Here is a 20,104-nt window from a genome sequence, read left to right as displayed (position 1 = left end):
CAGTTGAATGAAAGAATTGAATATTAGACCCTATCAAGTCGATGACTATGAATTGGTCTTGCGTTTGTTTAATACGAACGTACCGAGCTATTTTGCAGAAGAAGAACGCAATGACTTAATCGAATACCTAAATAATGAACGTGAGGAATATTTTGTAATCGAACAAGATACTCATCTCGTTGGAGCTGGAGGAATCAACTATAAAGGCAATGATGCATATATCAGTTGGGACTTTGTCGACGCCTCACTTCAGGGATTAGGAATTGGAAAGCAGCTATTATCTCATCGTTTAGAAATAATCAAATCCAATAAAACCGTCGAAAGAATCATTGTGCGAACCTCTCAATTCGCATTTAAATTCTATGAGAAAAACGGTTTTGTTGCCATTGAAACACACAAAGACTATTGGGCTCCTGGCATCGATATGATTTACATGACATATAAGGATAAAAAAGTAAATAATGGACATTGACCTATCAAACTACCATAAGAAACAACTGACAATTGATTTAGTAAAAGCCAATACGCTTGGCTGCTTGGCAATTATTCCAATTGCCATCATATACTTGATTCCCTATTTTCTAATTTGGTCCGATCAATTTACCCTGGATTCGATGAAAGAGACCGCGAAGTCGATTGCATCGGGTGCATCAATTTTAAAAGGCTTTGGTTTCCTCTTAATTCTATTTGTTGGAGTTATTGTTCATGAATTGATACATGGACTTACTTGGAGTATATATGCTAAGGGAGGACACAAATCGATGAAATATGGAATATTAGCAAAAATGTTGACCCCCTACTGCCATTGTAAAGAACCCCTGAAACTAAAACATTATATCATCGGCGGTGCAATGCCCGGCATTATCTTAGGCGTGATACCTGCTATTATCGCTATAGCAATTGGTAATCCAACCCTCCTTGCGCTCGCAATAATTTTTAAGCTCGTTGCAATTGGCGATGCGATGATTATTGACCTGATTCGTAAAGAAGATCCTGAAAGCCTTGTACTAGATCATCCGAGTGAAGCAGGCTGTTATATCCTCCGAGAAAAGGAAGAACCTGAAGATAAAAGTGAAACCTTTAATACATGGAATAATATAGCGGAGCTCTATGAAAATAAGTTCATGGATCTGACGATTTACGATGAGACCTACAAAAACCTATTGGATCATCTCGTACTTAGTCATAATCGCATCTTAGACATCGGATGCGGTCCGGGAAATATTTCTCGGTTTATACATCAGCATAACCCGAATATCAAATTGCTAGGCGTCGATATTGCTGAAAATATGTTGGAGCTTGCTCGTAAAAATGTACCTGAGGGAGATTTTCATCTATTAGATGCCCGCGCTATTGGATTGATAGATGGCAAATTCGATGCGGTCATTGCAGGCTTTTGTATCCCCTATCTGAACGAAATGGAAACTCAGCAATTCTTTGACGATGTCGCTGATAAGCTTTCAAAATACGGTTTGTTTTATGTGTCCTTTGTAGAAGGCGAACCTTCCAAACCTGAGGTCAAAACCAATCCATTAGGTTCAGTAAAGTTTTATTACCATCGTCAAAAAAGCTTGATAGAAATGCTCAAACAAAGGGATTTTAAGCTAGTGAACACTTCGATTGTCCCGTATACAGATGGAGACGAACACACAGTAATGCTTTTCAAGAAAAATTAAACGTCTATTTTATTATGTTCAATTTATGACATAAGGTCAAATCGATTACCATAAAATATTAATAATTTGGTATCAAGATCGCATAACATGGAACGAAATAAGACACTATTGAATCCTGAATCTACCCAATCCTTTTGGAATACGCGCTGGGAGAATAAGCAGACTGGTTGGGATATAGGCTATGCCGCTCCCGCTATTTCCAAATACATCGATAGCATTACTGATAAAAATATTAAGATTCTCATTCCAGGTTGCGGAAATGCTTATGAAGCATCTTATCTCCTGGAAAAAGGGTTTACAAACGTTACGTTGATAGATATTGCTCCCATTGCCGTTTTAAATGCGCGAAACAAGTTTAAAGATCATCCGGAGGTCTCTATTATAGAAGGTGATTTTTTCGAACTCGAGGCTCAATTTGATCTAATTATAGAGCAAACATTCTTCTGTGCGATCGATCCAAGTTTACGACCACAGTACATCCAGAAGATGGCTAGCCTACTAGTACCACAAGGACGATTAGTTGGTTTGCTTTTTAACACCGACTTTGAGAAAGAAGGACCTCCTTTCGGCGGACATATCGCTGAATATCATCCTGCTTTTTCCGCATATTTTGATATCCACAAGATGGAGGAGAGCTATAATAGCATTAAACCGCGCGCTGGATCTGAATTATTTATTAACTTGCAGAAACATTAAAGCATACGTCATCATAACATTTTGCCTTAAAAAACGTTTATTGTTCAGATGAAATACATTGTTCTCATAGGTTTTCTTTTGTTGTCATTCCTGCTTCCCAAGCAGAGTGTAGCTTGTGCTATGCATCATGAACAACAAGAAACTGAAAAATGTGAACATACAACAAACGAAGATAAAAACGAAAAGAGGCATCATTGCTGTGACAAAGACAGTAAACCTATCGAAAAATCTACGGATGGTTCCAGTGGTTGTCAGGGAAATAGTCCTTGTTGCTGCATAATTCCTATGCTGTCGCACCTGCAAATCAACAACTTTTCATTCGAGTTTGACGTTCCCTCCTATACAATCAAATCCTTAAATACAGAATTTCAGCAATTCACTGTATCGAATGGATTCTCAAGTATTTTTATTCCGCCTAAAATCGGATAATCAATTCCTCGTTCGATTTATTATTTGGAAATCAAGCCCGTAAACGCTTGATAGTTTGATTATTTAAAAATATTTGAAATGAAAAATTTAAAGGCATTAATCGCCTCTACCTTTATCGTGTTGTTCACGATTTCTTCCCAAGCGCAAATTAAGAATGCAGTAACGAGTACCGTTGAAATCAATGGTAATTGTGGGATGTGTAAAAAGACAATAGAAACCGCAGCTTATGAACCCAAGATAGCCAAAGCAGAATGGGATGAAGATACCCATATGGCCGTTTTGACGTTTGACGCTAACAAAACATCGGAAGAAGCAATTTTGAAGAAGATTGCCCAAGCCGGATATGATAACCAGTCTTTCCGAGCTCCCGACGATGTATATGCGAAATTGCATGAATGTTGTCGCTATGACCGTGCTCATACGATAGCAACAGACGATCCTATTGTACACGATCAGACCGGGCACCAGCATCATCAAGATGCGAGCAACAATCAAAATAATACCGTTCAAAATCAACAAACACAATCATCTGAATCAAACAATCAATTAGACCCTGTTTTTAAGAGCTATATCAACCTTAAAAACGCATTGCTTGCATCTGACAGTAAATCAGCTCAAAGTGCCGCACAGACCTTGAAAAAGAGCATCACTTCGATCGATATGTCAACGCTTAACACTTCGGTTCATGAGCTATGGATGAAGGTTATAAGAAGTTTAGAAAATGAAACTACTGCAATTGAAAAGGCGACAGATCTGACCAAGCAAAGAAATAGCTTCATGAACCTATCGAACCAGATCTATTCGCTAGCAAAGGTTTCGAAAACTACAATCCCCTTATATTTACAATTTTGTCCGATGGCAAACGCTGGCAAAGGTGCTCATTGGTTGAGTTTAGAAGAAGAGATTAAAAATCCTTATTACGGTTCAAAAATGATGACCTGTGGTGAAGTAAAAGAAAAAATCTAAAACTAAACTCACAGACATTCTATTTATTCCTTAAGGAAAATTATGAAAAAGCTAAGAACCTCTTCGATACTTAGCGTGCTACTGCTTTTCAGCCTTTCATTATTTGGACAAATGGTTGTTAAGTACGACTTGTATGTTAAGGACACGCTAGTCAACTATGGAAATAAAACAAAACGCGCTATCGCGGTCAATGGTATGATTCCGATGCCAACCCTTACATTTACCGAAGGAGATACGGCGGAGATACATGTTCACAACGAAATGGACGAACCTACTTCCCTACATTGGCATGGAATCTACCTCCCCAATCCTGAAGATGGTGTTCCCTTTCTAACGCAGATGCCGATTAAGCCTCGAAGTACCTATATCTATCGCTTTCCTATAATTCAAAACGGAACGCATTGGTACCACAGCCATACTGGAATGCAAGAGCAAATTGGAATGTATGGAGCCTTAGTCTTGAAGAAAAAAGACGAAGATAAAACAAACAGGAAGGGTATTGACGACTTACCGACCATCCCTATTGTTCTGAGTGAATGGACAGATCTAAATCCTGACAATGTGCATAGAATGTTGCACAACGCGAATGATTGGTTTGCCATTAAAAAGAATGCAACACAGAGTTATGCTGAGGCCATAAAAGCGGGTCATTTCAAAACAAAAGTCGCCAATGAATGGAAACGTATGTTAGCGATGGACGTCAGTGATGTGTACTACGACCGATTCCTTATCAACGGTCAGAGCGAGCAATCCTTTAAGGATTTTAAAGCTGGCGACAAAGTTCGTCTACGCGTAATCAATGCAGGCGCATCTTCCTATTTTTGGTTGACCTATGCTGGTGGAAAGATAACTGTTGTTGCTAACGACGGAAACGATGTAGAACCCGTAAAAGTAGACCGCCTGTTGATTGCTGTTTCAGAAACTTACGATGTTGTTGTTGAAATACCAGAGAATGGATTCGCATATGAGTTTATGGCAACCCCGGAAGATCGCACAAAAAACACATCAATTTACTTAGGCGATGGCATCAAACAGCTTGTCGCTCCTCTCCCTAAATTAAAATATTTCGAGGGGATGAAGATGATGAATGCAATGATGAAGATGAACGGCGACCTAGATGATATGGGTATGAAGATGTCTTTGCAAAAGATGGATATGAATACCGTCATGTATCCAGAAACTGTAGAATCGGCAAGCGGGCATAAAGATCACAGGACCTCTGCAAAACACGGAGAGATGCACAGCGATACACATAACCAATCTGATAACATCAGTCCTAAAATTGTCACGCTAAATTATGGTATGCTCCGTTCTCCTACTTCGACAAAATTCCCAGAAGGAACTACGGTTCGGGAACTAAAATTCGAATTAACGGGTAACATGAATCGATATGTATGGAGCATGGATAACAAGGTTCTTTCTGAAGTTGATAAGATAAAAATCAAAAAAGGGGAAGCGCTACGTATTGTTCTTTACAACAATTCAATGATGCGACATCCTATGCACTTACACGGACATGATTTTCGTGTACTCAATGGACAAGGTGATCACGCTCCTTTAAAGAATGTATTGGATATTATGCCGATGGAAACCGACACGATTGAGTTCGAATCGAATGTTGATGGAGATTGGTTTTTTCATTGTCATATACTCTATCACATGATGGCGGGAATGAACCGCGTGTTTAGCACTGAGGATCAGCCGGAGAATCCAAAACTACTCCATAAAGATAAAGCTTACCGAATGCTTCAACAGGAAAGTAATATGCCCCATTTTATGATACAGAATGACTTTGCATCCAATGGTAATGATGGAGAACTCATGCTACAGAATACGAGATGGCAGCTATCAAGCGAGTGGCGCTTAGGCTATCAGGCTATGCATGGTTATGAAGTTGAAACCCATATAGGCCGATTTACCGATCGCATGCAATGGTTTATGCCTTTTATAGGATTTGATTGGCGGTATAGAAATATGGAAACACATGGTCCAGAAACTAATCTCTTTGGACAGAAAAACAGTAAAAATGACCGCGCTTTAATGTCAATTGGATTTGCCTATACGCTACCTATGTTAATACGATTTCAAGCAGAAGTTTATCATGATGGAAATCTACGATTACAGTTGATGCGTGAAGATATTCCTATTTCTAAAAGAATTAGAGCTGGTTTTATGGTTAACTCCGATAAAGAGTATATGGGTGATTTAAAATATATCTTAACGCGGCATATGGGTATCCGAACTCACTATGATTCCGACATGGGATTTGGTGTTGGATTATCGCTTAACTATTAAAATAATCCAAATCTTTCAAAGAGCCGTACGCCCAATACGGCTCTTTTGTTTAATTTCTAATTAATACCTCATTTTAGGTATTTTGAAAATAGCTATTGACATATCCCTCAATGCAGATTAGATTTACGAAAGATTTACTTCTATTCAACCATTATTAACATTATTTACCCTACTATGCTCAGCTACCCGATAGCAGGACATATTGACTCTTTAGGAAGGGCTGTGTCAAATTCAAAAATTAATATTGAGGAATTAGGCGAACAAATTCCTGCTGCAATTATGATGCATGAATTGCAAGGGAATATTCCTGTCGGAGTATCCTATATGAGTCCTTTTGGTTGCAATCTACTGGGTACCTGCGCAGAAGAAATCAACGAACTTGGCTTTGCATATTATGAAAAATATTTCATCAAAGAAGAGGTCGAAAGTTCAGTCGCTGGAATACAAAATTATGTCTTAGAAGGCGACGCTCATCATCAATATTCTTTTTTTCAGCAAGTCAGATTGCGCGATTCCCCAGAGTACAAGTGGTTCTTTACCGTTTGTAAACTCGTTCAGACGTCGGAAAGCTCCAAATCCTCAAATCAGTTAATGATTATTTCAACCCAAGTTGAAGGGGAAGGACATATGATCGATAAGGTGAACAAAGTGCTAGATGATTATGACTTTGTCAAACAAAACTATCGCAAATATGCATCGCTGACCAAGCGAGAGAAAGAGATTATCACTTTTATTGCGAATGGTTGCTCCTCCAAAGAAATTGCAGATCACATTTATATCTCTGTCCATACGGTAAATACGCATAGAAAAAATATACTCAACAAATTAGAAAGCAAAACCTTTGCGGCGTTCTTAAAATTCGCAATAGCCTTTGATTTAATCTAAAAACTAGTTCAATAAGCTCACCTCCTATTATATCCTACGCTTATAACCGGGCTTATCCATTTCCTTATCTAAAGACATCGGTCCAGATCCAACAACGAGAAAGTAAATCAATAAGATCAACACAACGAGCGAAAGCCAAAATTCCGAATTAAGGAAACTAAATCCTCGCGTGATGTTCACAAAGAATACTGCACCGATTAGAATTGGAATTTGCAGTGCAACGGCAAGTCTTGTTCGAAGTCCTAAAATAATGAAGATTCCTCCGACAATATGTGCAAAAACAACATAATGCACTGCAGACCAAATGGAAAGCTGGAAATGCGTACGTTCGATCAGTGCAGCTACAGAATCTCGATCCATGATAAAACTGACCCCTTTAGCGAAAATGACAAGTCCAAGTGATATACGGACGAAGTCAATCCAACGTGGATGATGTGCATCACCCCAATGCTCTATACGTTCGATTAGGTTCATAACAACCTCCTTTTTAACTGGTTATACTAAATTAACGTATAAACAAACGTTCTATTACTTTGTTTCATTTTTTTACTAGTTAGAAAAGAGAACAAACTATTAGTCTATAAAGCTGTTTACACTATACACGCTTTTCTTAATTACATGTATGAATCAAATGACAAAATACTTCATCAACCAAGTTGAAAGTCCTTTTTGGGCCTTTGCATTACATGACGGACATCAGCTGGCAGATGAACTTCTTCCCTATATGTTGCTCTCTGATGCGGAACGATTGCGCGAAGAGGATCCATTTACTGCCGCCTTTGCCGAATTACCCATCAATCAATTCATTGTCGGTACATCAAGATTTCAACTTGACATTAATCGAGATTTAGAAAATGCAATATATCTTGCTCCGGCTCAAGCATGGGGTCTAAAGGTATGGAATAAGCTGCCTGAGGCTCGAATCGCCATCTTGCAAAAGGAGTATGCTAGCGTATATCAAGAAATTGATTCGCTGATTAAACATACGATAGAACAACACGGCTATTTTTTTGTCTTCGATATACATAGTTACAATTCTAAGAGAGAAGGGCCTCACGAATTAATCGATAAGCAAGCAAACCCTCAGATAAATTTAGGCACGGCCTATGTGCAACCTAAATGGCGTGAGCTCGTATCCACATTTATGACTTGCTGGCAACAAGAAACAATGGACGGAGAGCCAATCGATATTCGAGAAAACGTTAAATTTAAAGGAGGATACCTCAATCGGTATCTGAATTCAACATACGGCGAATCGGGCTGTGTGGTTTCAATCGAATTCCGCAAGGACTTCATGGATGAATGGACCGGAGCTCCCGACCCGAGCAAAATTACGGCAAACAAGCAATTGCTATTGAATTCGCTAAAAGTTCTAACGAATTATTTTGACAATGATCGAAAAGAATAAACCATTACAGAGCATCCTAGATGCGATCAATAAGCGATCGGCGATTCATTATCAGATTCCGAATGTTGGAAAATTCATATTCAATAAGATTGTACCCTACATTTTTATCTATCGGGTTCCAGAATCAGGAAAAAGAGATAAAATGTTAGTTGATTTAGCAAAGACCGAGAACGCCAGTATGGTATATAAGAGCTCGGACTTTCCCTTAGAAGAATGGATACGTCCAATCGCTCAGAAATTGGCAGCGGATTTTGGAGCCTGTTTACTAATCGAGGTATGGACCGCTGAGGATGGACAGCGCGACGATATAGAGATCCATGTCGCGCAAAAAGACCTCCTCCCCTTAGCTGAGTATCTCGAGAAAAACATTCGCATGGAGACGCTTGAAATAAGTGTAGGAATAGAAAAGGATCAGCATATTCCGCATCCTCCGGAAACAAATGAGCTTTTCTCTAAAAAAGAGCTACAGAACAAGCAAATTCTATTGCTCGGTCTGTCAATCAAACGGAACTACATGGACGAGAATGAGAATATCCTCCCAATTCTCATGCGAATATACCGCGAATCGCTAGCAAAGTCACTCTCTCGATTATTTTTTGAATTCCTTCGAGTTTACACTCATCTAAATGCTACGGCACAACGTATAAACGTACATCAGGAGCTTACTCCAATGATGGTCGAAATTGATCAAGCTTTAGCGCAGGAAACAAAGAAGTTTGATTTCTTATTGATGGTGACGCCATTGAATTCGCATGAAGCTTGGCTTCAATTTAAAAAAGATAAATACTGGAAGGCTCCAAAGTTTCTGTACAGACCTATGCATGTAGATCCTGATCTTGTTAAGCGCAGGCTTTACAATCTGCGAATCGAAGACATTTACGACCCTACAATGGCCTATATTTTCAGAGATAAACGTGCCGAACTGGACTCCATGATAACGATGCTTTCGGACCGAGGGAAGGAAGATTTCTTGCACGGCAGTTTGCAAGTCTTTGGAAACGTATCAGAGAAGCTTTATAATTCAGCATTGGCCCTATTAATGATGACAGAGCCGGAAGAAACTGCAAAGAAGTCTGACGATATTATCTCTGCGAACGACTTTGCGAAGATGGCCCGCGAAGAAATACGTTATCTTCAAAAACAAAACGCAGAATTTAATAGCCCTGTCCGAGTACGCGAGGATATCTCAGGGGTCATGGTTAATCGCGGCGCATTGAACATTAGCCAAGAGTATAAGTTGACTAGAGGAAGAGCCATGGCCTTGATTCAGCATGAGATTGGAACCCACGTGGTGACCTACTTCAACGGACGACAACAACCGCTGAATTTATTTAGTCTAGGCGTACCGGGATATGAAGAATTACAAGAAGGTTTAGCCGTATTGTCTGAATATATTGTCAATGGACTCAATAACGATCGACTGCGTATTATTGCTGCAAGAGTCATTGCCGTACATCATATGCTTCTTGGGAATACTTTTACAGATACGTTCGATCTTTTGGTCGATCAGTATCAATTTCTTCCGGAAACAGCATTTAATCTAACGATGCGCGTTTATCGAGGAGGAGGATTAACCAAAGACGCGCTTTACCTTAAAGGCATCATCGAGCTTCTAACCTACTTGCAGGAAGGTCATGAAGTTGAATTGTTAATGATGGGCAAAATACGAAAAGACTATCTACCAATTATTAAAGACCTTTTGCAGCGTGGTGTACTTATTCCGCCGGCACTAATACCTCGGTATATGTCCGAAGAATATAAACCGCGCTGGCGAGAAGTCATCCAAAAAGGATCCATATTTAAACTAGTTGAATAATATAAACCCGAGCATTTGTATGAAAATAGCATTCTTAATCAATCAAACCCACAAAGAAGAAGAAAAATTCACCACAACTATACTTGCATTAAAGGCGTTAGAGCGTAACCATACCGTATTATATATTGGGCTGGCTGACTTTATTTATGAGGATGAGCAACGTGTCTTGGCACATTGTCGGGTTGTTGAACCTGAGAGCCGAGTTGATTCTGGTGAGAAACTCATGAAGTATTTAAAAGATAGCAAAAAACAGCGTATCGATTTGGCAGATGTCGAAGTGTTATGGCTTCGATTTGATCCAACATTAGACATGATCAATCGTCCTTGGGCAGCAGCTAGCGGAATTCAATTCGCACAGCTTGTTAAGAAAAATGGTGGATTCGTGATCAATGATCCAGACAATCTAGTTCAGGCAAATAATAAGCTTTATTTAGAGAATTTCCCAAAATCCGTCAGGCCTAAAACCATGGTAACTCGAAATCATGAAGATGTACTTCGGTTTCTAGAAGAACAAAACAACAAGATTATTTTAAAACCTTTGAAAGGGTCGGGTGGAAAAAACGTATTCATGATCAAATATGATGAGCGCCAAAATCTGAAACAAACAGTAGAGGCCATTGCTCGCGACGGCTATGTGATCGCGCAGGAATACTTGCCAGAAGCACCAAAAGGAGATATACGTTTCTTCATGCTGGATGGGGAACCGTTGATTGTTGATGGTGTTTTCGCAGCCGTCAAACGAGTACAACCGGAGAATGAAATCCGCAGTAATATTCATCAAGGCGCAACAGCACAAGTCGCCGAAATTACGGATGACATACTTAACCTGACGCAACAAGTGTCCCAAAAGTTAAAAAACGACAACATGTATTTGGTCGGATTAGATATTGTAGGCGACAAAATAATGGAAGTTAATGTATTCAGTCCCGGTGCCTTATACCATGCAATACAACTTGGTGGAAAAGACTTTTCAGGCGCAATTATAGCGGATCTTGAAAAACGAGTTGAACAATTCTACGCCGCAATTGATGCTGATTAAGTTACTTTTCAATAACAGTCTCCTCCGTCGTTAATGGCGCGGGGGGGATTTCATCTACATTCCTTTCTATTTCTTTTGTTTCCACATGTACAGCAAACTCTGATGGTTCAATACTGACGCCCTTATAAGTCGCATATTCACGGGTAAAAACTGCGCCAAAATAAAGGATTGCCGCCGTATAATAAACCCACAGAAGAATTAACACAATAGAGCCCGCAGCGCCATATGTCGTTTCTGTATCCGAATTCTGGAGATATAGGCCAATCAATAATCGCCCGAAAATAAATAGAATAGCGGTAAATAGTGCCCCTGCACGTACTGTTCGCCATTTAATATTGACATCAGGTAATACCTTAAAAATAACAGCAAAAAGCACAAAGGTGATTCCAAACGACAATAGGAAATTAATCGCATCCATTACAAACACTGTCATGTCAGGAAAATAACGAAGAAGCCTATCCGTAAGTGTTAGAATGACTCCATTAACAACAAGCGTTACAACTAATAAAAACCCTAATCCAATCACTAGAGATGAAGATAACAGACGGTCTGTAATTATTTTCAACCAGCCTTTTTTAGGTTTCGCACGTACATGCCAAATCTTATTTATTGAGTTTTGGATATCACCAAATACAGTTGTTGCCCCAATTATTAACGTCACTATACTAATAATCAAAGCCATATTAGATTTTCCGGAGAGCTCTAAATTCTTGATAACCTCTTGAATCTGACGTGCAGCGCTCGCTCCTACGATTCCATTGAGTTCTGTAAAAACTTTCCCTTTTATAGCCTCTTCACCTAAAAAGATTCCGGCCAGTGAAATCATTAGAACCAAAATTGGCCCTAATGAAAAAATCGTGTAGTATGCTAACGACGCACTATACTTTAAGCTGTCCTCGTTCATAAACCCCATTACAGAGTTTTTCAAAATATTAAAACTGTCTTTAAAGAAATTAGATTTCTTTTGCTTTTCCATATAAATTAAGGCTGTTTTTCTAGTTAATGAAACAGGATCGAACGAGAATTGTTTTGAAAAACATCTATCTAAGTGATCGGGAGGCACTAATTAGGATAATCTATTCTTACTTAGCCCATAGCTTTTAATTCAATAATTTGTTATTCACTCCCCTTAGAAATACAGGAGAAATATATCACAAGTGAGACTATGCTTCTCAATCAAAAATGGGGTCGTAAATTGATGTTTCTGATGGAAATACCGAACATTTTACTTATTCGTATGTTGTAAGATTAAAAAGGACAGAGATGAGTAAAAAAGAAACGTTAAAAGAGAAAGAAGAGAAAAAATATCCTAAAGAAGAAGAAACGAAAACGGACGTTGAACATGACACTGGCAAACGGCCAGAGAAGGATACAAACCCATTACCTCCGAACCCCAATAAAGTCGACGACCATTAAATAAAAAGGCGATATCTTTCGGTATCGCCTTTCTAATACAATACGGAACGCTCCTCTATGTTTTTAGATTCTTAAATCCTAAATCTCTCACTACCTCATTCCAATTTCTTATCTTTAGCACTCAAATTAGAAGACCATGAACCCATGTACAGGTAGTTAATTCAATCAATCTTATAAAAATGAAAGCCAACGTTTGTCTTTAGATTTTAATTAACTACAACCTTTATGAAGAATAAAAACATGGCAGTACCAGCTGCTTTAGCGTCTATGATATGTGTACAGGGAGGAGCTTCTCTAGCAAAACGACTATTCCCTACTTTAGGCGCCATCGGCACAAGTACATTACGTATCGGTCTATCAGCAATTATTCTATTCCTAATCAATCGCCCTAACTTATTCAGTTTTACAAAAAAGCAATGGCTTTATTGCTTCATATATGGCTTAGGGATTGCTGCTATGAATCTAATATTCTATCTGGCTATCCAAAAAATACCGCTTGGATTAGGTGTTACAATTGAATTTGTTGGTCCTCTTTTTCTAGCTTTAGTATTGTCGAGAAAATTATTAGATATTCTATGGGCAATGTTAGCCTGCGCTGGCATATTATTGATAGTACCATGGGGCAGCGGAACAATAGATACTTTAGGTCTATTCCTTGCTTTTCTAGCAGGGGCTTTTTGGGCATTATATATTGTTATGGGCGGTAAAGTATCCAAAGTGATGGATAGTAAAGATGCCGTTTCAACCGGAATGCTAATTGCAGCAGCATTTATTATCCCCTTCGCTATATGGGATGGGCAACTGACTAAAATTACGCCTTTGCTGTTCGCACAGGGCCTAGGAGTAGCAATCTTGTCTTCTGCTCTGCCTTTTTCTTTGGATATGGTCGCATTAAAACGCTTACCCGCAAAAACGTTCTCTATATTGACAAGCCTTCAACCAGCCTTCGCCGCCTTATCTGGATTGATTTTCCTACAAGAGCGCCTGACGGGCTTCCAATGGCTCTCAATCGCATGTGTTGTTATGGCAAGTATTGGAACAACAGTATTCAGTCGTAAACATTAATTTTTTAATGGCACAAGCTTGCCATCTGCACGAATGCTGTAAACCTTTCTTTTAACAGTTGGTTCTTCACTGAAATAATTCCAGTGTTCGATACTAAGCTTGTCCTTTTCAATTAGAGTCAACTCACGTATTGCTGACTCGGCTATCTCATCGTAAGCGATTTCCATTTCATCAACAACCTGATTATTGTTATTGATGATTATTAAGGTCGTATTCAATTCTTGTCCACTAATCGGGTAAGTAATAACCAATCCACGAATATCATCAGAAAAACGTACTTGATAACGAATCTTGATATCCTCCAAATTCGGATAGTCGGCTTGGAATTTCAATAGCGTAATCAGGGTCGGGTTAGAAATCCCCTGTTGTTTAAAATTATCAAAGTTCGTAGAATCCACATATGGCAACGCTTGCTCGGGTATACCCTTGAATAAACTATCTACTCCAATGTCTGTTGAAATCTCTTTCACCAACGTATCTAATTTTGGAAGTGTCCCAACAGTATCTTTCACCTCTTCCTTTTTCTTTTCAGATTGGCATCCCGAAAAAAACAACAAAATTATAAAAGCTAAGCCGATCGTTCTCATAATGATTCTTTATATACGAACGATTATAACGAAAAATGATGAGTTTCTATAATGCCTCTTCAGAAATTTATTATCAATCCGATAATAAAACATCAAGTAATTAGCCGTTGGGATATAATCGTATTCTATTTTCCGATAGGCGCGAATTGAAATTACATCTTGCATTCAAAAAAAAGAGGGCCACCTTTTCGGCAGCCCTCCACTATATGGTATTTTTAATTGTTCTGTTTAATTATGTTTAACGTCCATTTCGTCAACATAGTCTTCATTCATCACAAATTCTGCAGTCATTAACTCTTCGTAATTTGTTTTCTCTTTCTTACCGAAGCGTTTTCCAATACTATCGAAGATCGAATAAACGACTGGAACAACAACTAAGGTTAAAAGTAGGGATGATAATAGACCCCCGATAATTACGATTGCTAAACCTCTGTTCATATCCGCACCATCACCTGTTGCCATTGCAATTGGAATCATACCGAAAACCATGGCAATTGTAGTCATTAAGATTGGACGAAGACGAGCATGGTTGGCTGCAACTAACGCATCATGCGTTGAATCGCCATGTTCTTTACGGTGATTCGCAAAGTCAACCAATAAGATCGCATTCTTCGCCACCAAACCAATCAACATGATAATCCCCAAAATCGTAAAGATGTTTAACGACTGTCCCGTTAATGCAAGTAACAATAGGGCTCCAATAAATGATAATGGAATTGAGAACATCACGACAAATGGCGTAGAGAAACTATCATAAAGCGATACCATTACTAAGTAAACCAATAAGACTGAAGCTAATAAAGCTACTCCTAAGGTACCGAAACCTTCTTCTTGACTTTCCATATTACCACCCCAGATATATACTACCCCAGGCTTACGCTCTAACTTCTCAAACTCTGCTTGCCATTCGCCAGCAATCTCACCTAATGTACGACCGACGATAGATGCTTGAACCGATACGGCAGGCGATTTATCACGACGCTCTAACAAGGTTGGACCCGAACTATAGCTGATATTAGCAAATTGCTCTAATGCAATTGGTGTTCCTTGTTGGTTGATGAATTTCAAGTTTCTAACATCTGAAATATTTGAGCGACTAGCTTCATCAAAACGGATGTTGATATCATATTCATTATCACCAGCACGGAATTTATTGTCTGTATTTCCTGAGAATGCTGTTTGCATCGTCATACCTACAGTAGCAACATTTAATCCTAATGAGGTCATTTTCTCACGATCAACTTTTACGTTGATCTCAGGGTTACCACTTTCAGAAGATAATTTGACGTTTGTTGCACCTGGAACTTTACGTAAAAGGTCGGCAGCTTTCGCAGCAAATTCTCCTGCATCTTTCACATCAGAACCGATAATTGTCAATTTCAATGGCGCTTGTTCCGCTCCCATTAAGCCCATATTAACAGACTTAATTTTAGCTCCAACAAGTTTGTTTTCTAATTCACGTTGTAAGACAGCAGCATATACTTTCGAGTTTTCTGTATAAGTGTCCTTCATGATAACGTGAATTTCCGACTTATAACGGGAACCCGAAGTCGACATTACCCCATCCGAAGACTGTCCTACGGAAGTAATAACACGTTCAACATCCGGTTTCGCAAGAATAATTGCCTCAGCCTTTTGTGTCAAGAAGTTTGTCTTTTCTAATGAAGCATCTTTTTCTAACTCTAACTGAATTAAGTACTCTCCTTTATCAGAAGCAGGGAAAAAGTCGGAACCAATATATCCCATCCCTACTAGACTACATGAGCCTACAAATAATAATATCGAAAGACCTAATGTCGCTAATTTCGTTGCTCTGCTTTTCAAACACCATTCTAGAATACCCGTAATCGAGTGCGTGAATTTAGTAAGTCCAGCTTCAAATCCAGTAATGATACGTCCAAAGAAGGAGTTTCCGTTGATATGCTCTAATTTACCAAAACGAGAGTATAACCATGGTACCACTGTAAAAGATACAAGCAAGGATAGCAAAGTAGAGATAATAACAGTCACACAGAATTGTGCTAAGATATTCGCTACTAAACCTGAAGACAGGGCGATTGGTAAAAACACGACCACAATAACCAAGGTAATTGCAGATACAGTAAAACCAATTTCTTTTGCTCCATCATAAGCTGCACGCACTTTATTCTTACCCATCTCCATATGGCGGTGAATATTCTCGATAACAACGATCGCATCATCGACAAGAATACCTACCACAAGGGATAAACCTAGTAAAGACATTAAGTTTAACGTATAGCCCATTAATAATAGACCAATAAAAGTCGCGATCAATGAAAGTGGAATAGCTACCATCGTAATCGCCGCATTACGTAAACTATGCAAGAAGAATAACATGATAAAACCTACCAGGGCAATTGCAATCACTAAATCGTGCATTACGTTGTTTGCCGCATTTAAGGTATAATCTGTCGAGTCATTCGCCACTAATACTTTAATGTTATCGGTAGCATAGTCTTTCTCTACGGTAGTAATCGTCTCTTTTACCAATTTAGAAACTTCTACTGCATTGGCATCAGACTGTTTGAAAACTTGCAATAAGATGGTATTCTTTTGATCTAATCGAGCAATTTTCTCAATTTCTTTAATCCCATCTTGAACATCAGCAACATCACGTAAAAAAACAGTTATGCCTGCTGGTGTCGTTATTGGAAGATTTCTCAATTCTTCTACGTCAGTAACTTTACCTGCTAAACGAATTGTAGTTCTACTATCGCGAGTACTTACGTTACCTGTAGGGAAGTCAAGGTTAGATTGTGCAACAACTTGTTGAACTTGACCAATCGATAATCCGTATCCTTCTAATTTCTTAGCATCGACACTGATTTGAATTTCTCTTTCTTCACCACCAACTAAGTCAACTTTCGCAACACCATTAATACGTGCAAAAATAGGTTGAATCTTGTTGTCCAATAAATCATATAGTTCTTTCTCGGTCAACTTCGATGTTACCGCAAGACTCATGATTGCCACGTCGTCAAGCGAGAATTTATTTAATGATGGAGGATCCACATCTTCTGGAAGATCCTTCAAAATTGTATTAATCTTACGCTGAGCATCGGTCAAAAGAAAGTTAACATCTGCCCCATCGTTCAACGTAATCATTACCACAGAGACATTCTCCATGGACGTTGACTCTAACTTTTTAATATTCTCTAACGAGGAAACCGCATCTTCAATCTTCTTAGTAACCGTGTTCTCTACCTCTGTCGGTGAAGCTCCAGGATATACTGTTTGGATGGTAATTACGTTTACCTCAAATTTTGGTACTAACTCATACCCCAGTTGGGTGTATGAGAAGATCCCGCCCAATGTCAGTATTATAAATAATACAATGATCAGACTGGGACGTTTTATGGATATTTCAGTAATCTTCATGTCTTAATTTTCGTTTCGCACAATTATTTAATCACTTCCACAGGAGATTGATCTAACAAGTTGATCTGTCCTGAAACAATCACTTGGTCGCCAGCAGCTAAACCGCTTGTTACTTCTACCTGATCTCCAAAACTTCTTCCTGAAGTTACTTTCGTTTCGATTGCTTTACCATTTTTCAATACGAATATTTTATTATCAGAGATACTACCAACGAAAGCGTTTCTAGGAACCACTAATGCTGATGTTGTACCTTCGCCACCAAATACTGCTGTACCGTACATACCTGCACGTAAATCATTGTTCGGGTTATTCGCAATTTCAATCTCAATAGGGAAGTTTAAGCTACCATCTGATTTAGGAGCGATGAAAGTAATTTTACCAGAGAATGTTTTATCTACATAAACACTCGCTAACACTTGAACTGTTTGACCTAAACGTAACGTAGCCACATTCTTTTCATCAACATTCACACGTAGTTTTAACGTACTTACATTAACGATATCAAATGCCGGTGTTCCTGCACTAACATATGCACCTGGTTCAATTTTACGTGAGTTCACAATACCGCTTACTGATGTTTTGATAGTAACATCTCCAGCAGTTAATTTTGCACTCTTCAAGTTATTTTTCGCATTTTCAAATTGAAGACGCATTTGATCTACTTGTTGTTGTGTAACACCACCAGTTGCTAAAGCACTTTCATAACGTTGTAATGTCGCTTGTGCATTATCGTAAGAAGCTTGTGCGTTTGCTACATTTACATTTAGCTTATCGCCTTCTACGACTGCCAAAGTTTGACCCGCAGAAACGCGAGAACCTTCGTCAACTAGGACACGAACAACGCGACCACCTGTTTCAGCAGCTACGGTAACCTCTTGCTTAGGCATGAAAGTACCGTTCGCTTGGTAAGCCAAGCTCATTTGTTGATTTCTTGCAGTGTCAATACGTACAGCTACTGCTGCATTTTTCTGTGCTACCACAGCTGTTTCTTGCTCTACCTTAGCCTTGTTCTTGTTTAACAAGTAAACTATCCCGCCTAGGGCTAATGCAATGACTATAATTGTAATTAAAGCGCGTTTCATAATGAGTATTAAGAGTTGTGATTATTCGTTTACTAATGTTTTTAATTTTCCATTTGCTTTGATCAATTGGATCTCTGCAACTTTATAATTTAATAGCGAAGTGTTCAAATTGTTTTGAGCATCAGATAGCGCATTTTCTGCATCTAATAATTCTGTCAAAGTTGCTAAGCCATTTCTGTAGTTGTTATTGGTATCATTCAATACCTCTTGGGCTAACTGTGTATTGCGACGATTCGCATCAACTGTCAACAAACTATTTTTAATTTGAGCGCGAGCATTTTCATTCGCTAAGTTCAATGCTAATTTGGTGTCTTCTAAATCAACTTGAGCTTGCTTGATTTTAATGGTTGCTTGATTCACTTTAGCTTTTGTAGCACCACCGTTGAAAATCGGAATAGATAAATTTAAACCTAAACCTGACGTTCCGAACCAGTTAAAATCTCCACCTAATGGAAACCCTTGTCCAAATCCAGTATATCCTAAATCGCCACCAAATGATAATTTCGGATAGTAATCCGCTTTAATATTTTGACGATTCAATTCTAATAATTCATTTTGCTTCTCCAGAATCTGAATCTCTGTACGATTGTTAAGTTCAGAAACTGCGTATCCTGCCAATCCAGCATCGATATCGAAGGTTTCTGTCGGAAGAACGATATCCGTTTCCATACCCATACCGATTGCAAATTTCAACGCATTCTCTTTTAGTTCAAGTGCATTGATAACGATTTGGCGATTTGCCTGCAAATTGTTAATCGCAACATTTGTTCTATCTAAATCAATCTTACGACCTAATCCAGCTTGCACAAGACCAGCAATTACGTCGCGTGTTTTAGTTGTACTACCTAAATTACTATCAATCGTTTCCAATTGCAATTGAGTGGTATATACATCATAATAAGCATTCGCCACTTTTTCAATTAACTGCTCTTCAGTCAGCTGATGATTGATTGCATAAAACTCACGCGTTGTTCTAGCAGCTTTCAATCCTGTAAATAAGGACTGATTAAATATCTGTTGGTTAACAGAAATGGCGGCTGTAGAATTCCAAGGCTGTCCCATTTTGATATAGGTAGTCTGACCTCCCATATCTAAAGGCATACTTGGGATGATGGCATTATACTTTACAGATGCCGATCCACTAATTTGCGGAAGTGCGCCAGCTCGCACCTCATCGATTTGATACTGCGCATTTTCGACATCCAATTTGGATTTCTTTGCCTCTGCCTTATTCTCCAATGCAAACTTTACAGCCTCTTGAAGCGTCAAGGTTTCCTGCGCATGTAGCATAGAACCTGAAAAAATTCCTGCTACTAACAGTGTGATTATATTTATCCTTTTCATT

The 20,104-nt window shown here is 38.8% G+C and carries 18 protein-coding genes; 12 read left to right on the top strand and 6 right to left on the bottom strand.

Annotated features, from left to right (window positions below):
• Nucleotides 1-7: 7 nt before the first annotated feature.
• From GFH32_RS05435 to GFH32_RS05405, 7 genes are all read left to right on the top strand, one after another.
• A complete protein-coding gene (locus GFH32_RS05435; protein ID WP_153510111.1) occupies nt 8-472 on the top strand; it encodes a GNAT family N-acetyltransferase in 465 nt (154 codons plus the stop codon).
• Nucleotides 462-1,676, top strand: coding sequence for a metalloprotease family protein (locus GFH32_RS05430; RefSeq protein WP_153510110.1), 1,215 nt, complete (start codon nt 462-464; stop codon nt 1,674-1,676). The genes GFH32_RS05435 and GFH32_RS05430 overlap by 11 nt, the downstream gene beginning before the upstream one ends.
• Before the next feature lie 87 nt (nt 1,677-1,763).
• Nucleotides 1,764-2,372: a methyltransferase domain-containing protein gene (locus GFH32_RS05425; protein WP_153510109.1), complete on the top strand. Its 609-nt coding sequence runs from the start codon at nt 1,764-1,766 to the stop codon at nt 2,370-2,372.
• A 127-nt stretch (nt 2,373-2,499) separates the two neighbouring features.
• Nucleotides 2,500-2,652: a hypothetical protein gene (locus GFH32_RS05420; RefSeq protein ID WP_153510108.1), complete on the top strand. Its 153-nt coding sequence runs from the start codon at nt 2,500-2,502 to the stop codon at nt 2,650-2,652.
• A 227-nt stretch (nt 2,653-2,879) separates the two neighbouring features.
• Entirely contained in the window at nt 2,880-3,767 is an 888-nt protein-coding gene (locus tag GFH32_RS05415; RefSeq protein WP_153510107.1) for a DUF3347 domain-containing protein, read from the top strand.
• Between the two features lie 42 nt (nt 3,768-3,809).
• A complete protein-coding gene (locus GFH32_RS05410; RefSeq protein WP_153510106.1) occupies nt 3,810-6,062 on the top strand; it encodes a multicopper oxidase family protein in 2,253 nt (750 codons plus the stop codon).
• A 222-nt stretch (nt 6,063-6,284) separates the two neighbouring features.
• A complete protein-coding gene (locus GFH32_RS05405; RefSeq protein ID WP_160366791.1) occupies nt 6,285-6,947 on the top strand; it encodes a response regulator transcription factor in 663 nt (220 codons plus the stop codon).
• 27 nt (nt 6,948-6,974) lie between these two features.
• On the opposite strand, the gene GFH32_RS05400 is transcribed toward GFH32_RS05405, so the two are convergent.
• Entirely contained in the window at nt 6,975-7,421 is a 447-nt protein-coding gene (locus tag GFH32_RS05400; RefSeq protein ID WP_153510104.1) for a DoxX family protein, read from the bottom strand.
• 148 nt (nt 7,422-7,569) lie between these two features.
• Between GFH32_RS05400 and GFH32_RS05395 the strand changes: the two genes are divergently transcribed.
• The 3 genes from GFH32_RS05395 to GFH32_RS05385 are packed head-to-tail and all read left to right on the top strand — an operon-like array spanning nt 7,570 to nt 11,210.
• A complete protein-coding gene (locus GFH32_RS05395; RefSeq protein WP_228384224.1) occupies nt 7,570-8,355 on the top strand; it encodes an N-formylglutamate amidohydrolase in 786 nt (261 codons plus the stop codon).
• Nucleotides 8,339-10,171 carry a flavohemoglobin expression-modulating QEGLA motif protein gene (locus GFH32_RS05390; RefSeq protein WP_153510103.1) on the top strand — a complete coding sequence of 611 codons (1,833 nt, stop codon included), beginning with the start codon at nt 8,339-8,341 and terminating at the stop codon, nt 10,169-10,171. Before GFH32_RS05395 ends, GFH32_RS05390 begins: the two co-directional genes overlap by 17 nt.
• A 19-nt stretch (nt 10,172-10,190) precedes the next feature.
• A complete protein-coding gene (locus tag GFH32_RS05385; protein WP_153510102.1) occupies nt 10,191-11,210 on the top strand; it encodes an ATP-grasp domain-containing protein in 1,020 nt (339 codons plus the stop codon).
• Between the two features lies 1 nt (nt 11,211).
• On the opposite strand, the gene GFH32_RS05380 is transcribed toward GFH32_RS05385, so the two are convergent.
• The gene (locus GFH32_RS05380; RefSeq protein ID WP_153510101.1) at nt 11,212-12,186 is read right to left on the bottom strand and encodes a YihY/virulence factor BrkB family protein; all 975 of its coding nucleotides are present in this window, start codon (nt 12,184-12,186) and stop codon (nt 11,212-11,214) included.
• Nucleotides 12,187-12,473: 287 nt separating this feature from the next.
• Here GFH32_RS05380 and GFH32_RS05375 point away from each other — a divergent pair, with 287 nt between their 5' ends.
• Both GFH32_RS05375 and GFH32_RS05370 read left to right on the top strand, forming a co-directional pair.
• Nucleotides 12,474-12,626 (top strand): hypothetical protein, encoded by a 153-nt coding sequence (locus GFH32_RS05375; RefSeq protein WP_153510100.1) that lies wholly within the window; start codon nt 12,474-12,476, stop codon nt 12,624-12,626.
• 225 nt (nt 12,627-12,851) lie between these two features.
• Nucleotides 12,852-13,691 carry an EamA family transporter gene (locus tag GFH32_RS05370; protein WP_153510099.1) on the top strand — a complete coding sequence of 280 codons (840 nt, stop codon included), beginning with the start codon at nt 12,852-12,854 and terminating at the stop codon, nt 13,689-13,691.
• On the opposite strand, the gene GFH32_RS05365 is transcribed toward GFH32_RS05370, so the two are convergent.
• The 4 genes from GFH32_RS05365 to GFH32_RS05350 form a co-directional block, all read right to left on the bottom strand.
• On the bottom strand, nt 13,688-14,278 hold the full coding sequence (locus GFH32_RS05365; RefSeq protein ID WP_153510098.1) for a hypothetical protein: 591 nt from the start codon (nt 14,276-14,278) through the stop codon (nt 13,688-13,690). The genes GFH32_RS05370 and GFH32_RS05365 overlap by 4 nt on opposite strands.
• Before the next feature lie 228 nt (nt 14,279-14,506).
• Nucleotides 14,507-17,677 (bottom strand): efflux RND transporter permease subunit, encoded by a 3,171-nt coding sequence (locus tag GFH32_RS05360; protein ID WP_153510097.1) that lies wholly within the window; start codon nt 17,675-17,677, stop codon nt 14,507-14,509.
• A 23-nt stretch (nt 17,678-17,700) separates the two neighbouring features.
• Entirely contained in the window at nt 17,701-18,759 is a 1,059-nt protein-coding gene (locus tag GFH32_RS05355) for an efflux RND transporter periplasmic adaptor subunit (RefSeq protein WP_153510096.1), read from the bottom strand.
• 21 nt (nt 18,760-18,780) lie between these two features.
• Complete coding sequence (locus GFH32_RS05350) at nt 18,781-20,103, bottom strand: TolC family protein (RefSeq protein ID WP_153510095.1); 1,323 nt, start codon at nt 20,101-20,103, stop codon at nt 18,781-18,783.
• Between the last annotated feature and the right edge of the window lies 1 nt (nt 20,104).

Source organism: Sphingobacteruim zhuxiongii, assembly GCF_009557615.1.
GTDB classification, from domain to species: domain Bacteria; phylum Bacteroidota; class Bacteroidia; order Sphingobacteriales; family Sphingobacteriaceae; genus Sphingobacterium; species Sphingobacterium zhuxiongii.
Note: the sequence above shows the minus strand (reverse complement) of the source record. Positions and strands in the feature narration are given on the sequence as shown.

Coding starts and splice junctions, on each gene's coding strand:
- GFH32_RS05390 (WP_153510103.1), top strand. CDS start 8,339: ATGATCGAAAAGAATAAACCATTACAGAGCATCCTAGATGCGATCAAT.
- GFH32_RS05400 (WP_153510104.1), bottom strand. CDS start 7,421: ATGAACCTAATCGAACGTATAGAGCATTGGGGTGATGCACATCATCCA.
- GFH32_RS05350 (WP_153510095.1), bottom strand. CDS start 20,103: ATGAAAAGGATAAATATAATCACACTGTTAGTAGCAGGAATTTTTTCA.
- GFH32_RS05435 (WP_153510111.1), top strand. CDS start 8: ATGAAAGAATTGAATATTAGACCCTATCAAGTCGATGACTATGAATTG.
- GFH32_RS05365 (WP_153510098.1), bottom strand. CDS start 14,278: ATGAGAACGATCGGCTTAGCTTTTATAATTTTGTTGTTTTTTTCGGGA.
- GFH32_RS05395 (WP_228384224.1), top strand. CDS start 7,570: ATGAATCAAATGACAAAATACTTCATCAACCAAGTTGAAAGTCCTTTT.
- GFH32_RS05420 (WP_153510108.1), top strand. CDS start 2,500: ATGAACAACAAGAAACTGAAAAATGTGAACATACAACAAACGAAGATA.
- GFH32_RS05430 (WP_153510110.1), top strand. CDS start 462: ATGGACATTGACCTATCAAACTACCATAAGAAACAACTGACAATTGAT.
- GFH32_RS05370 (WP_153510099.1), top strand. CDS start 12,852: ATGAAGAATAAAAACATGGCAGTACCAGCTGCTTTAGCGTCTATGATA.
- GFH32_RS05375 (WP_153510100.1), top strand. CDS start 12,474: ATGAGTAAAAAAGAAACGTTAAAAGAGAAAGAAGAGAAAAAATATCCT.
- GFH32_RS05385 (WP_153510102.1), top strand. CDS start 10,191: ATGAAAATAGCATTCTTAATCAATCAAACCCACAAAGAAGAAGAAAAA.
- GFH32_RS05425 (WP_153510109.1), top strand. CDS start 1,764: ATGGAACGAAATAAGACACTATTGAATCCTGAATCTACCCAATCCTTT.
- GFH32_RS05360 (WP_153510097.1), bottom strand. CDS start 17,677: ATGAAGATTACTGAAATATCCATAAAACGTCCCAGTCTGATCATTGTA.
- GFH32_RS05380 (WP_153510101.1), bottom strand. CDS start 12,186: ATGGAAAAGCAAAAGAAATCTAATTTCTTTAAAGACAGTTTTAATATT.
- GFH32_RS05355 (WP_153510096.1), bottom strand. CDS start 18,759: ATGAAACGCGCTTTAATTACAATTATAGTCATTGCATTAGCCCTAGGC.
- GFH32_RS05415 (WP_153510107.1), top strand. CDS start 2,880: ATGAAAAATTTAAAGGCATTAATCGCCTCTACCTTTATCGTGTTGTTC.
- GFH32_RS05410 (WP_153510106.1), top strand. CDS start 3,810: ATGAAAAAGCTAAGAACCTCTTCGATACTTAGCGTGCTACTGCTTTTC.